Annotated in this window: 11 protein-coding genes; 6 read left to right on the top strand and 5 right to left on the bottom strand. The window is 63.9% G+C overall.

Features of this window, described 5'->3' with window-relative positions; genetic code table 11:
* Positions 1-51: 51 nt before the first annotated feature.
* A complete protein-coding gene (locus tag HGP13_RS07935) occupies positions 52-732 on the bottom strand; it encodes a TlpA disulfide reductase family protein (protein ID WP_172223621.1) in 681 nt (226 codons plus the stop codon).
* Positions 733-769: 37 nt separating this feature from the next.
* On the opposite strand from HGP13_RS07935, the gene argH reads away from it, so the two are divergent.
* The 5 genes from argH to HGP13_RS07910 all read left to right on the top strand — a co-directional run bounded on the left by argH (position 770) and on the right by HGP13_RS07910 (position 7444).
* Positions 770-2170 carry an argininosuccinate lyase gene (gene argH / locus HGP13_RS07930; RefSeq protein ID WP_172223618.1) on the top strand — a complete coding sequence of 467 codons (1401 nt, stop codon included), beginning with the start codon at positions 770-772 and terminating at the stop codon, positions 2168-2170.
* A gap of 71 nt (positions 2171-2241) precedes the next feature.
* Positions 2242-2448 (top strand): hypothetical protein, encoded by a 207-nt coding sequence (locus HGP13_RS07925; protein ID WP_172223614.1) that lies wholly within the window; start codon positions 2242-2244, stop codon positions 2446-2448.
* A 64-nt stretch (positions 2449-2512) separates the two neighbouring features.
* Positions 2513-3781, top strand: a complete 1269-nt coding sequence (gene lysA / locus HGP13_RS07920; protein ID WP_172223611.1) for a diaminopimelate decarboxylase — start codon at positions 2513-2515, stop codon at positions 3779-3781.
* Between the two features lie 28 nt (positions 3782-3809).
* Positions 3810-4751, top strand: a complete 942-nt coding sequence (locus HGP13_RS07915; RefSeq protein WP_172223608.1) for a threonine/serine dehydratase — start codon at positions 3810-3812, stop codon at positions 4749-4751.
* A gap of 116 nt (positions 4752-4867) precedes the next feature.
* Positions 4868-7444 (top strand): TIGR02302 family protein, encoded by a 2577-nt coding sequence (locus tag HGP13_RS07910; RefSeq protein WP_172223605.1) that lies wholly within the window; start codon positions 4868-4870, stop codon positions 7442-7444.
* A gap of 43 nt (positions 7445-7487) precedes the next feature.
* Here the strand turns inward: HGP13_RS07910 and HGP13_RS07905 are convergent, their stop codons facing one another.
* On the bottom strand, positions 7488-8345 hold the full coding sequence (locus tag HGP13_RS07905; RefSeq protein ID WP_172223602.1) for a LysR substrate-binding domain-containing protein: 858 nt from the start codon (positions 8343-8345) through the stop codon (positions 7488-7490).
* A 221-nt stretch (positions 8346-8566) separates the two neighbouring features.
* Here HGP13_RS07905 and HGP13_RS07900 point away from each other — a divergent pair, with 221 nt between their 5' ends.
* Positions 8567-9517 (top strand): DMT family transporter, encoded by a 951-nt coding sequence (locus HGP13_RS07900; RefSeq protein ID WP_172223599.1) that lies wholly within the window; start codon positions 8567-8569, stop codon positions 9515-9517.
* Between the two features lie 8 nt (positions 9518-9525).
* Here the strand turns inward: HGP13_RS07900 and HGP13_RS07895 are convergent, their stop codons facing one another.
* The 3 genes from HGP13_RS07895 to hpt form a co-directional block, all read right to left on the bottom strand.
* Positions 9526-11127 (bottom strand): tetratricopeptide repeat protein, encoded by a 1602-nt coding sequence (locus HGP13_RS07895; RefSeq protein WP_172223596.1) that lies wholly within the window; start codon positions 11125-11127, stop codon positions 9526-9528.
* Between the two features lie 168 nt (positions 11128-11295).
* Positions 11296-11667: a response regulator gene (locus HGP13_RS07890; protein WP_172223593.1), complete on the bottom strand. Its 372-nt coding sequence runs from the start codon at positions 11665-11667 to the stop codon at positions 11296-11298.
* A gap of 119 nt (positions 11668-11786) precedes the next feature.
* The gene (hpt, locus tag HGP13_RS07885; protein ID WP_172223591.1) at positions 11787-12329 is read right to left on the bottom strand and encodes a hypoxanthine phosphoribosyltransferase; all 543 of its coding nucleotides are present in this window, start codon (positions 12327-12329) and stop codon (positions 11787-11789) included.
* Positions 12330-12333 lie beyond the last annotated feature (4 nt).

The following is a 12333-nucleotide window of genomic DNA, read 5'->3' as shown; positions in this document are numbered from 1 at the left end:
CCGGGAAAAGCGCGTAGCGCTTTCCCTAGGGAATTGCGTCAAAACAAAGAGTCACGATCCTAGCGCGGTCTCGACCAGCCGCTTGGCGTCAGGACCCGACCATTCGGCCGGACCGTTCATATGCGCGATCAGGCAGCCTTCGCCGTCGATCAGCATGGTGACGGGAAGGCCGAGCGCCAGGCCGCGTGCCTTGAGGTCGTTGAACAGCGCCACCGTCGAATCCCGGTAGTAACCGAGCGTCTCCACACCGGTATCCCTGAGGAACTTCTTCGGCTTCACATCGTCGCCGGCATCGACATTGACGGCGACGACCTGAAAGGCGTCGCTGCCTTTCTCCTTCTGCAGCGCATCGAGCGCCGGCATTTCGGCGCGGCACGGCGCACACCACGTCGCCCAGAGGTTGAGCAGCACCGTCTTGCCGGCATGGTCGGCGATCGTCATCGGCTTGCCGTCCGGGCCGTTGAAGGCAAGGCTTTTCATGGATTGCGGCGGGTCGGCGGGCAACAGGGCGGCGACTTCGCCGGTCGCAGCGGCCGCGACCTTCTTGGCGCGGTCGCTCTTGGTGGCGCAGGCGACGTCGTCCTTGCTGTCGCCGACGGCCACTTGCGCCGGTGCATTGTTGCCAGACCGGCTCTCGCTGACATATACCGCGACCGCGCCGGCCAGCGCTCCCGTCACCAGGGCGGCGAGGATCAGGCGCGGGGCCGGGAAAAATCTGTTTCCGTCTGCCATGTTCTCAAAACTGCTCCAGAGCACGGGTTTTATAGCGATGAGCGACAAGAAGACCAGCAACCAGATGTGGGGCGGACGATTTGCCTCGGGTCCGGCCGCGATCATGGAAGCGATCAACGCCTCGATCTCGTTCGACCGCAAACTCTACGCGCAGGACATCCGCGGCTCCATCGCCCATAGCGAAATGCTGGCGCAAACGGGCATTATTTCGGCGGCCGATCAAGAAAAAATCGCTCACGGGCTGAACACGATCCTGAAAGAGATCGAGGCCGGCATATTCGAGTTTTCGACCAGGCTGGAAGACATCCACATGAATGTCGAAGCGCGCCTTGCCGACCTGATCGGCCCGGCCGCCGGCCGCCTGCACACCGCGCGTTCGCGCAACGACCAGGTGGCGGTCGACCTGAGGCTCTGGGTCAAGGACGAATGCTTTCGCGTCGCCGAGGCGTTGAAGGGGCTGATCACTGCGCTGCTCGAGCGGGCCGAGCAACATGCCGCGACCGTGATGCCGGGCTTTACCCACATGCAGGCGGCGCAGCCGGTGACCTTCGGCCATCACTGCATGGCCTATGTCGAGATGTTTTCGCGCGACCTGTCGCGCGTGCGCGATGCTATCGAGCGCATGGACGAGAGCCCGCTGGGTGCGGCGGCGCTTGCCGGCACCAGCTTCCCGATCGACCGCCATCAGACCGCCAAGGCGCTCGGCTTCCGCGAGCCGATGCGCAATTCGCTGGACAGCGTCTCCGATCGCGATTTCGCGCTGGAATTCCTCGGCATGGCTGCGATCTGCGCCACGCATCTGTCGCGGCTGGCTGAGGAGATCATCATCTGGTCGACGCCGCAATTCGGCTTCATCAGGCTGTCGGACTCGTTTTCCACCGGCTCCTCGATCATGCCGCAGAAGAAGAACCCTGACGCCGCAGAATTGGTGCGCGGCAAGACAGGCCGCGTCAACGGCCATCTGGTCGGCCTGTTGACGGTGATGAAAGGCATGCCTTTGACCTATGGCAAGGACATGCAGGAAGACAAGGAATCGGTGTTCGATGCCGCCGAGACACTCGACCTGATGCTGGCGGCGATGACAGGCATGGTCTCGGACATGACAGTCAACGCAGCCGCGATGAAGAAGGCCGCCGGCTCCGGCCACGCGACCGCGACCGACCTCGCCGACTGGCTGGTGCGCACGCTCGGCCTGCCGTTCCGCGAGGCGCATCATGTCACCGGCCGCGCGGTGGCGTTGGCCGAGGAGAAAAAGGTGAGCCTGGAGAAGCTTTCGCTGGAGGACCTGCAGTCAATCAACCCCGGTATCACATCGGATATTTTCTCGGTGCTGGCGGTGCAGAACTCGGTCAAGAGTCGCACCAGTTTCGGCGGCACCGCGCCGTCGGAAGTGAGGAAGCAGATTCGCTATTGGAAAAAGCGACTGGCGAAAGATTGAGCCAGGGGTGCAATACGCCGAGAACTCGGCTAAAAGCGGCGGCTGACAAAACGTTTCGGACGGATGGATCGATGACCGGAAGCAGGATTTTGGTGACGCTGACGCTGCTGGTGGCGATGGCCGCCGTGACCGCCTGCGGCCGCAAGGCCGGTCTTGACACCCCCTATGAGGCCGCCGAACAGGCGCGCAAGGATGCCGAGAGGGCCAAGCAGCCGTTGCCGCCGGAGCCGGAAAAACCGGTCAAGGACAAGAAGTTCTTCCTCGACCCGCTGATCTAGAGCCTATGAGACCGCGGCTTTCCAGCCCGATCTCTTCGTGCTCCAACTTTCCGGAACCACTCTCGTGAACCATTTCGACTACCGCGACGGCGTGCTCCATGCCGAAGACGTGGCAATCCCCGATATCGCCGCACAGGTCGGCACGCCGTTCTACTGCTACTCCACCGCCACCTTGACCAGGCACTACCGGGTGTTCGCCCAGGCCTTTGCCGGGCTGGACGCGCTGGTCTGCTACGCCATGAAGGCCAATTCCAACCAGGCGGTGCTGCGGACCCTGGCCAAGCTCGGCGCCGGCGCCGACGTGGTTTCGGAAGGCGAGTTGCGCCGGGCGCTGGCCGCCGGCGTCCCGCCCGGCAAGATCCTGTTCTCGGGCGTCGGCAAGACCGCGCGCGAGATGGACTTCGCGCTCGAAGCCGGCATCCTTTGCTTCAACGTTGAATCCGAGCCCGAGCTCGAGCTGCTGTCGGCCCGTGCCACGGCGCTGGGCAAGGTGGCACCGATCTCGCTGCGCATCAATCCCGATGTCGACGCCAAGACCCACAAGAAGATCTCCACCGGCAAGGCCGAGAACAAGTTCGGCATACCGTGGCAGCGGGCGCGGCAGGTCTATGCCCGCGCGGCAACGCTTCCGGGCATCAAGGTCACCGGCATCGACACCCATATCGGCAGCCAGATCACCGAGTTGCAGCCCTTCGACGACGCCTTCGCTCTGCTGGTCGATCTGGTCGGCGCGCTGCGGGCGGATGGCCATGCCATCGATCATGTCGATCTCGGCGGCGGCCTCGGCATTCCCTATCGCGTCGACAACAATCCGCCGCCCTTGCCCGATGCTTACGCCCAGGTCGTCAGGAAGCATGTCACCAAGCTCGGTTTGAAAGTGATGTTCGAGCCGGGCCGGCTGATCGTTGGCAATGCCGGCATCCTCGTTTCGGAAGTGATTTTCGTGAAGGAAGGCGACGCCAAGAATTTTCTGGTCGTCGACGCCGCCATGAACGATCTGATCCGGCCGACGCTCTACGATGCCTTCCACGACATCAAGCCGGTCGTGCAGCCGCCGGCCGACACGCCGCGCATGATGGTCGACGTGGTCGGCCAGGTCTGCGAGACCGGGGATTATCTCGGCCTCGACCGCGATCTGCCCAGGCTGAAGGCCGGCGATCTCGTCGCTGTTTCCACCGCCGGTGCCTACGGCGCCGTGCAGGCCGGCACCTACAACACCCGCCTGCTGGTGCCCGAGGTGCTGGTCGACGGCGACCGTTTCCACATCGTGCGCCCGCGGCTGACCTATGACGATCTGATCGGGCTGGATTCGGTACCCGACTGGCTGGCATAGCCGAGATTTTTTATACGAGGAACAAGTCATGGCGCAGGGCAACACCGTCACACGCGAACGCATTGCCGCTATGGAACCGCGCATCCGCCCCTATATCAGACACACGCCAGTGCTGCGCGTCGACATGGCCGACTTCGACCAGCCGCCGCTGGCGGTCGATCTCAAGCTCGAATGCCTGCAGCATTCCGGCTCGTTCAAAGCGCGCGGCGCCTTCACCAATCTGCTGGAGCGGCCGGTCCCCAAGGCCGGCGTCGTCGCCGCGTCGGGCGGCAACCATGGCGCCGCCGTCGCCTACGCCGCCATGCGGCTCGGCCACAAGGCAACCATTTTCGTTCCTGAGGTGAGCCCGCAGGCCAAGCTGGACCGCATTCGCTTCTATGGCGCCGACCTCGTCGTCGGCGGCGCCCGCTATGCCGAAGCGCTGGCCGCCAGCGAACGTTTCGCCGAGGAAACCGGCGCCTTGCAGATCCACGCCTTCAACCAGGAGGAAACGCTGATCGGCCAAGGCACGCTCGGGCTCGAGATCGAGAACGATCTGCCTGAGATCGAGACGCTGCTGGTCGCCGTTGGCGGTGGTGGCCTGATCGGCGGCATCGCCGCCTGGTTCGCTGGCCGCATTCGCATCATCGCCATCGAGCCCGAGGGCGCGCCGACGCTTCATCGCGCCTTCGAGGCGGGCCATCCGGTCGACGCGCCGGCGGAAGGCATCGCCGCCGATTCGCTGGCGCCAAAGCGCGTCGGCGAATTGATGTTCCCGCTCGCCGAGGCCTTCGTCGAACGTTCCATCCTGGTCAGCGACGACGACATCATCGCCGCCCAGAGGGCGCTGTGGAACCGAGTGCAGATCATTTCCGAGCCGGGTGGTGCGGCTGCCTTCGCGGCGATCCTGTCCGGCCGCTACGCACCGGCACCGGGCGAACGCGTCGCGGTGCTGGTCTGTGGGGCGAATGCAAATCCTGCAAACTTCTGATTGCAACTATCGCGGCCTGCTTCACGTTTTTTAAAAGCGCCTCGCCTTTGCCGTGTTTGCTGGTATTCTTCGAGTCGTAAGGATCGGGCTATCCTGTCCGATTCCAGGAAGGGCCGATGACGCAACGACCCACCTTCAGCAACGATCGCGGCCTGGCCGGGCGCCTGGCCTTGAGTCGGCTGGCGACGCGGGTCTCGATGGTGGTCGAGCGCGGCTGGCCGCTGCTGCTGCCGCTGATCATTATCGCCAGCCTGTATCTCAGCATCTCCTGGTTCGGTATTTTCTCGCGGCTTCCGGATATTGTACGGATCGGCCTTGTCGCCGCGTTCGGCCTGGCTGGGGTGGCAGCGCTCTATCCGTTGCGCTTCTTCCGCCTGCCTGCTGCCGCTGAGGTCGATCGCCGCATCGAGGCCGCCAACGAACTGCTGCACAGCCCCGTGCTGGTGCAGGCCGACCGACCAAGCGGCCGGGACAGCAGCTTCTCGCAGGCGCTGTGGCGCGAACACCAGAAGCGCATGGCCGCCAAACTCGACAGAATCGGCGCCGACCTGCCGCGCACGCGCGTGCCGGAGCGCGACCCCTGGGGGCTGCGCGCCGTGGCGGCACTCCTGCTCGTCACCGCCTTTGCCTTCTCCTTCGGGCCGACCGGCGGCAGGATAGCCGACGGCTTCAGCGCCCACGGCGCGCACGATGCCGTACCGCCGCGCATCGATGCCTGGGTGACGCCGCCGGCCTACACCGGCAAGCCGCCGATCTTCCTGACCGCAGACGCCAACCAGGCGACGCCAACGTTTCATGTACCTGAAGGCAGCGATGTCTCGCTGCGCGTGACCGGAGGCTCGGGCGAGGAAACGCTTGCCTATGCCGACAAGGATGGCAATGCGCGCGCCATCGACCCGGCCGGACCGCAGGCGGCCACCGCCAAGCCGGCAGCTAGCCCAGCAACGCCTTCCAAGGTGCGCCAGTTCACCGGCAAGCTGACCGGCGACGGCACGCTGACGCTGAAATCGGGTGAGGACCAGCTTGGTCGCTGGGCCTTCGCCGTGATCCCCGACAAACCGCCGCAGATCCGCTTCATCGGCGAGCCCAAGCGCGCAGCCAACGGCGCCTTCGAACTCAACTACCAGATCGACGACGACTATGGCGCAGCCAACGCCAAGGCGGTCTTCGAACTGGCCGACCCGCAGGCGCCGGATGCGCACCCGCTCTACGGCGCGCCCGAAATGCCGCTGGCGCTACCGCGCCGCGGCGGCAAGTCGAATGCCGCCAAGACCACCAAGGACCTGACCGAGCATGTCTGGGCCGGCAGCAGCATCAAGCTGACGTTGGTCGCCACCGACGATGCCGGACATTCGGCGTCCAGCGAGACCAAGACGCTTGTCATGCCCGAGCGGCCGTTCGCCAACCCGCTGGCGCGGGCGGTGATCGAGCAGCGCCGCCTGCTGGCGCTCGACGCCAATGCCAGGCCGCACGTGCTCGACCTGATCGACGCCATCACGCTGCGGCCGGAAGATACGTTCGACAACATGTCCCACTACCTTGCCATCATGAGCGCGCGCAGCCGGCTGAAGCTCGCCGGGAACGACGATCAGCTGCGCAGCGAGGTCGCCTTTCTCTGGGAAATCGCGCTCGGCATCGAAGAGGGCAACCTATCGGCCGCCGAAAAGCGGCTACGCCAGGCGCAGCAGGCGCTGCAGGACGCCATCAAGAATGGCGCCAGCGACCAGGAAATCGAAAAGGCGATGAAGGAACTGCGCGAGGCGATGAACCAGTTCCTGCAGGAATTCGCCGAGCGCGCCAAGCAGAACCCGAACGCGCCGCAGATGCAGCAGAATGGCCAGGAACTGCGCCAGAGCGACATCGACCGCATGATGGACCAGATCGAGAACCTGGCAAAGTCGGGCGATCGCGACAAGGCTCAGCAATTGCTGTCGCAGCTGCAGGACATGATGAACAATCTCCAGGCCGGCCGTCAGCAGCAGGGCGGCGAGCAGGACAGCCAGATGCGTCAGCAGATGGACAAGCTCGGCGATATCCTGCGCCGCCAGCAGGAGATGATGAACGACACTTTCCGCATGGACCAGATGCAGCGCGGCAAGAACCCCAACGACCAGTCTGGCGGTGGCCAGGACCAGGACTTGCCGGGCGTTGGCCAGGACCGCGATCCGCTCGCCAAGCCGAAACAGCAGATGACGCCGCAGGAGTTTGCCGACGCGCTGAAGCAGCTGCAGGAAGGCCAGGGCCAGCTGAAAAGCGACCTTGAGCAGCTGAAGAAAGGCCTCGAAGGCATGGGCATGGAGCCCAATGAAGGGTTCGGCGAGGCCGGCAAGTCCATGGGCAATGCCGAACAGGCGCTTGGCGAGGGCCAGGGCGGCGAGGCCGTCGGCCACCAGGGCCGGGCGCTCGAGGCGCTGCGCAAGGGCGCCAAGGACATGATGAAGCAGATGCAGGCCATGCAAGGCGACCAGGGCGGCAGCCAGGAAGGCGGTCGCCAGCAGAATGCCGACCGTGACCCGCTCGGCCGACCGCGCGCCAGCCAAGGCCCCGATTTCGGCGATTCAGTGAAAGTCCCCGACGAGATCGACGTCCAGCGTGCCCGCCAGATACTGGAAGCGATCCGCAAGCGCCTCGGCAATGCGCTGAGCCCCGACATCGAGCGCAGCTATCTGGAACGGCTGCTTGAGCTAAAATAGCAAACGGCGACCGTCCGCATTTCCATGAAAGCTGTCGCCGACTCTACCGGTTGACGAACGCCTCGCGGATCGCCTCCTGCATGCCGTCGATCGCCTCGCCTGATGCATTCGGGTTGCGGTGCATCACCACATTCGAGGAATCGATGTCGCCGAATCCGTCGGCGGACGTCAATTCACGGCAGCCGTCCGGAATGTTGCTGCGCGAGATCGGCGCGATCGCCAGTCCCGAGGTGACCGCAAGCTTCAGACCACCTGTGGTGTCGCTGGTATAGGCGACGCGATAGGCAAGCCCGCGCTGCTCCAGCGACTTGATGGCGAAGTCCTTGCACCAGCTGACCCGGTTGTAGAGCGCGATAGGCACCGGCCGTTCCTCGTGCATGTGATGCAGGGTCGACGTCACCCAGACCGTCGGGTCGTGCATTAGCACTTCGCCGCCGGCCGGATCCTGCCATTCGAACACGACGCATAGATCGAGTTCGCCGGCGGCGAGCGCTGCCAGCTGCGCCTCCGAATGCGCGTAGCGCACGGTGACCTCGACCTTGGTGTGGCGTTTCGAAAACGCGCCGAGCGCGCGCGACAGGATGGCATGGCCATATTCCTCCGGAATGCCGATGCGCACCGGTCCGCCGAGCGGCGGCGCCGCCATCGACGCCGCCGTTTCGTCGAGCAGCGAGACGATGCGGCGGGCGTTGACGATGAGTTCGCCGCCACGCCGGGTCAGCGCGACGCCGCGCGAGCCGCGCTCGAACAGGCTGTCGCCGACCAGCTCTTCCAGCTTCTTCATCTGCATCGACACCGCCGACTGGGTGCGGCCGGCCTGCTCGGCCGCCCGGGTGAAATTGCCGGCCTCGGCGATGGCGACAAAGGTGCGCAGTAGATCACTGTCGAGGGTTGGTCGCATGGAATCCGCCATAAGAAAATCTGATTACAGCTATCATTCCAATTCGTTTGCAACATGTCAAACGCCGGACGATAGTTGTTACACCCATTGGATATGCGGCTGCGAAATCAGCCGCGGACCAATAAAGAGTCCTCACTCGTGCCCGCTGCCCGAAACGGTGGCGGGTTCTTTTTAGCCGCAGGCGACAGCTTCGGATCATATGCGCAGGAGCCGAACCGCAGATGCAGAATAGGATGGTGCGCGGCATCCTGAGCCTGTGCCTGGGTGTACTGGTTTTCTCGCTGCAGGACCCGCTCGTCAAGGCCGTGTCGAGCGGCTACCCGGTGACCGAGGTGATGGCGATCCGCTCGATCGTCGCCTTGCCGATCCTGATCGTCCTCGTCCAAGCAGATGTCGGGCTGCGAGCAATCCTGTCGAAACGGTTCGGCCTGCTGACGATCCGCGCCTTCATCCAGTTCACCTCCTACACGGTGTACTATCTGGCCATCGCCGCGCTGCCGCTGGCCGACGCCGTGGCGCTCTATTTCATGGCGCCGCTGTTCATCATGGCGCTGGCCGGGCCGTATCTTGGCGAACACGTCTCCTGGCGGACGCTGGCAACCGTCCTGATCGGACTGGTTGGCGTCATCGTGATGGTGCGTCCCGGCGCCGGCCTGTTTGACTGGGCGGCGCTGCTGTCGCTGGGCTCGGCGGCGCTCTACGGTTTCTCGCAGCTGATGGCCCGCAAGATCGGCGATACCGAATCATCCACGGTGATGGCCTTCTATCAGAACGGCGCCTATCTCATCGGCGCCGCCGTGGTTGCCGGCACATTCCACCTGGCCGGCATAACCCACGCCATCCACCCCAGCGTCGAATTCCTGGTGCGACCGTGGATATTGCCGACGCTGCCGGATTTCCTCAAGATGGCCGCCTGCGGTTTCGTCGCCTCCGCCGGCATGATCCTTCTGTCGCAGGGCTACAGGCTGGCGCCGGCCAACCGCGTCGCCACTTTCGAATACACCGGCATCCTGTGGTCGCCGCTGTGGGGTTTCCTGTTTTTTGCCGAAGTGCCCAGGTCGACGACCGTGATCGGTGCGGTGCTCATCATCGGCGCCGGCCTGCTGGCGCTCAACTCCGAGCGGCGCAAGAGCGCGGCGCCTGTGCTTACCGCAACACGCGAAACGGCCTGAAGCCGATATCAGCCGGACAGAATTTCGATGAAGCGTTGGACGATTGGCCGGGTCGGCGAGTTGGTCTTGTCCAACTCCAGAAACTTCTTGTAGGCGGCGATCGCTTCGGGCTTGCGGTCGGTGTCGCGATAACTGTCGCCAAGCGCGCTGTAGATCTCGGCCTTGTCGGGCGCCAGCTTGACCGCCGTTGCCAGCGCCTCCAACGCCTCTTTCTGCTGACTGAGCGCCTGCAGGCAGTGGGCATATTCCAGCCAGTAGCCGGCATTGCCGGGCTCGATGATCTTGGCGCGGTCATAGCGCTGCGCCGCGGCATCCCATTTGTGCAGCAAGGCCAGCAGATTGGCATCCTGCGCCTGCGCCTCGGCATTTTGCGGCGAATAGTCGGCGGCGTCGCGAAACACCTTCTCCGCCTCTTCGTAATTGCCGTCGCCAATATACATCGACGCCAGATAGGCGAAGGCCACGATATAACCGGGATCGAGTTCGAGCGAACGGCGCAACAAGCCGACGCCTTGCTCCTTGCGCCCGCGATCGAGCTCAATCTTGCCGGCCTTGGCGTAGTAGCGCGGATTCTCGGGATCGAGATCCGCCGCCTCGACCAGGAATTTGATCGCCTCGTCGGTATGCTTGCGCGCCATCGCTATGTCGGAGAAACCCTCGACGGCAAGCGCGTTCGTCGCGTCACGGCTATGCACTTCTCGGAACTCGGCCTGGCCTCCGTCAAGGTCGCCGGAGACGCGCAGCACATTTCCCAGATTGAGGCGCGCCGGTAGAAAACCGGCATCGAGCGCGATCGCTGCCCTGAAATCCTCGATAGCGGCTGGCAGGTCATTGGCATTGTAGCGGATGAGTCCGACGAGATTGTAGGCCCATTTGGCATCCTTGTGGTGCGAGCGGATCAGCCGTCGCGCCAACGTCGTCGCCCGCAAAGGCTCCTTCTCGGCGTCGGCGGCGATGGCAACGAACGGATCAAGGGTCGCCATGATGCTGGAGGCGGCGTCGGCGAAGTATTCCCGCTCGGACCGGTCGCCGATCGGCGGCAGATCGATGATCTCGACCGTGTCGCGCACGACCCTGAGCCGCAAGCGCAGGCCCGAGCGCCCACATGTCTCGTCGGCACAGACGAATTCGCCGGAAATGCGCGTCTCGTAGGCGTTGAACAGTCGGCGCACATGGAAGATCAGCGATTCGATCGAGAAGCCGGAATCGGGAAAGGAAAACTCGACACGCCGCGATTGCGGGATGGCGCTGATGCTTGCCTTGCTGGTCTTAGCCTTCGCCGCTACGTCCTGAAGACCATCCCAGACCCGGCTTGCCGCAACATCGGCGGTCAGGCCTTCCTTGCTCAGCGCCTCGGGCACGGCGATCGGCTCGATGACCACCTCGTCACGGCGGAACTGGCTGACCAGCACCGGGAAAACAATGATGACGGCAACCAGGAAGAGCGCGTTGAGGAAAATGCTGCGAACCGTGGTCGACCACGTATCAAAGCCGGCAAGCGAAAACTTGTCGCGCAGACGCCGTGGCCGCTCCGGCGGCGACGGCGGAGTTTCCGCGCTTGCGGGCTGTTCTTCCGCCGTCGATTCAAGTTTGCGACGCTGACGCGCCATTCTTCCCACCCCAAGCTGCCCGCAGGCATATTAGGGGATGCGAAGATAGATTGCCACGTTGGATATCTAATGCATGTCGCCCAAAAGTGACCTCGGTTTTGGGAGAACGACATGCATAAAACAAAGACCTAAGGCACGTCGCATGAATCCGTTTCAACCCGACGCGCTTTAGGCGAAGCAGATCAGCGCCCGTTCGACGCGTGAGCGGATCTCGGCCAGCGTGAACGGCTTTTGCACGACATCGAGGATGATGCCGTTCAACTCCTCGGCGCGCTCGCGCTGGTCGGCATAGCCGGTCATCAGCATGATCTTCATCGCCGGAAAAAGTGCGGCCGCTGCGATCGCCATCTCGATGCCGTCCATCTCCGGCATGCGGATGTCGGAGACGACGAGATCATATGCGCCATGCGCGGCGCGTATCAGCGCCAGGCCTTGCGCGCCGTCAGCGGCGATATCGATTGCGTGGCCGGCGCGTTCGAGCGCGCGGGCTGCGAGGGTGCGGACGGACTCATCGTCCTCGACGATCAAAAGCTTTGCCATGGCCGGCAATTTGGCCGCGAAAAGTTGACTTTTCCTGAAAGCCCCCGGCGCCCGACCAGGCTAATTTTTCCGGCGCCGTTAAGGGCTTTTTCAGAACTTGCCGGTGCAAGGCTCTCGCCTCACGCATCGCCCTTCACAACGCCCACGAACGGCAATTCGCGAAAGGCGTGCGCCACGTCCATGCCGTAGCCGACGACGAAATAATCGGGGCAGTCGAAGCCGACATAGTCGGCGACGAGCGCGGTCTGGCGGCGCATGCGCTTGTCGAGCAGCACGGCGATGGAACAGCTTTTCGCACCGCGCGACAGCATCAGGTCGCGGGTGAAGGTCAGCGTCTTGCCGGATTCGAGAATGTCGTCGATCAAAAGCACGTCACGGCCGGCGACCTCGTTGTCGATGTCGCGCAGCACCCTCACCTCGCCGCTGGTGGTGCCGGCGCCGTAGCTGGAAATGAAGATGAACTCGACCTCGGGCGACAGGCCGACATCATGCATGGCGCGGATCAGGTCGGCGGCGAAGATGAACGAACCCTTCAGCACCGAAATCACCAGCAGATCATGATAGTCGTGCTCGGCGATCTCCTTGGCCAGTTCGAGATTGCGGCGCGCGATCGCCGACGCCGAAAACAGGACTTCGATGTCCTTGTTGCGTACGATTGGCATTTTT

Origin of the sequence: Mesorhizobium sp. NZP2077, assembly GCF_013170805.1 — a bacterium.
Classification (GTDB): domain Bacteria; phylum Pseudomonadota; class Alphaproteobacteria; order Rhizobiales; family Rhizobiaceae; genus Mesorhizobium.
The sequence above is the reverse complement of the archived record's forward strand: the minus strand, read 5'-3'. Positions and strand labels throughout refer to the sequence as shown.

Coding starts and splice junctions, on each gene's coding strand:
- HGP13_RS07925 (WP_172223614.1), top strand. CDS start 2,242: ATGACCGGAAGCAGGATTTTGGTGACGCTGACGCTGCTGGTGGCGATG.
- HGP13_RS07935 (WP_172223621.1), bottom strand. CDS start 732: ATGGCAGACGGAAACAGATTTTTCCCGGCCCCGCGCCTGATCCTCGCC.
- HGP13_RS07915 (WP_172223608.1), top strand. CDS start 3,810: ATGGCGCAGGGCAACACCGTCACACGCGAACGCATTGCCGCTATGGAA.
- HGP13_RS07900 (WP_172223599.1), top strand. CDS start 8,567: ATGCAGAATAGGATGGTGCGCGGCATCCTGAGCCTGTGCCTGGGTGTA.
- HGP13_RS07890 (WP_172223593.1), bottom strand. CDS start 11,667: ATGGCAAAGCTTTTGATCGTCGAGGACGATGAGTCCGTCCGCACCCTC.
- HGP13_RS07895 (WP_172223596.1), bottom strand. CDS start 11,127: ATGGCGCGTCAGCGTCGCAAACTTGAATCGACGGCGGAAGAACAGCCC.
- argH (WP_172223618.1), top strand. CDS start 770: ATGAGCGACAAGAAGACCAGCAACCAGATGTGGGGCGGACGATTTGCC.
- HGP13_RS07905 (WP_172223602.1), bottom strand. CDS start 8,345: ATGCGACCAACCCTCGACAGTGATCTACTGCGCACCTTTGTCGCCATC.
- HGP13_RS07910 (WP_172223605.1), top strand. CDS start 4,868: ATGACGCAACGACCCACCTTCAGCAACGATCGCGGCCTGGCCGGGCGC.
- hpt (WP_172223591.1), bottom strand. CDS start 12,329: ATGCCAATCGTACGCAACAAGGACATCGAAGTCCTGTTTTCGGCGTCG.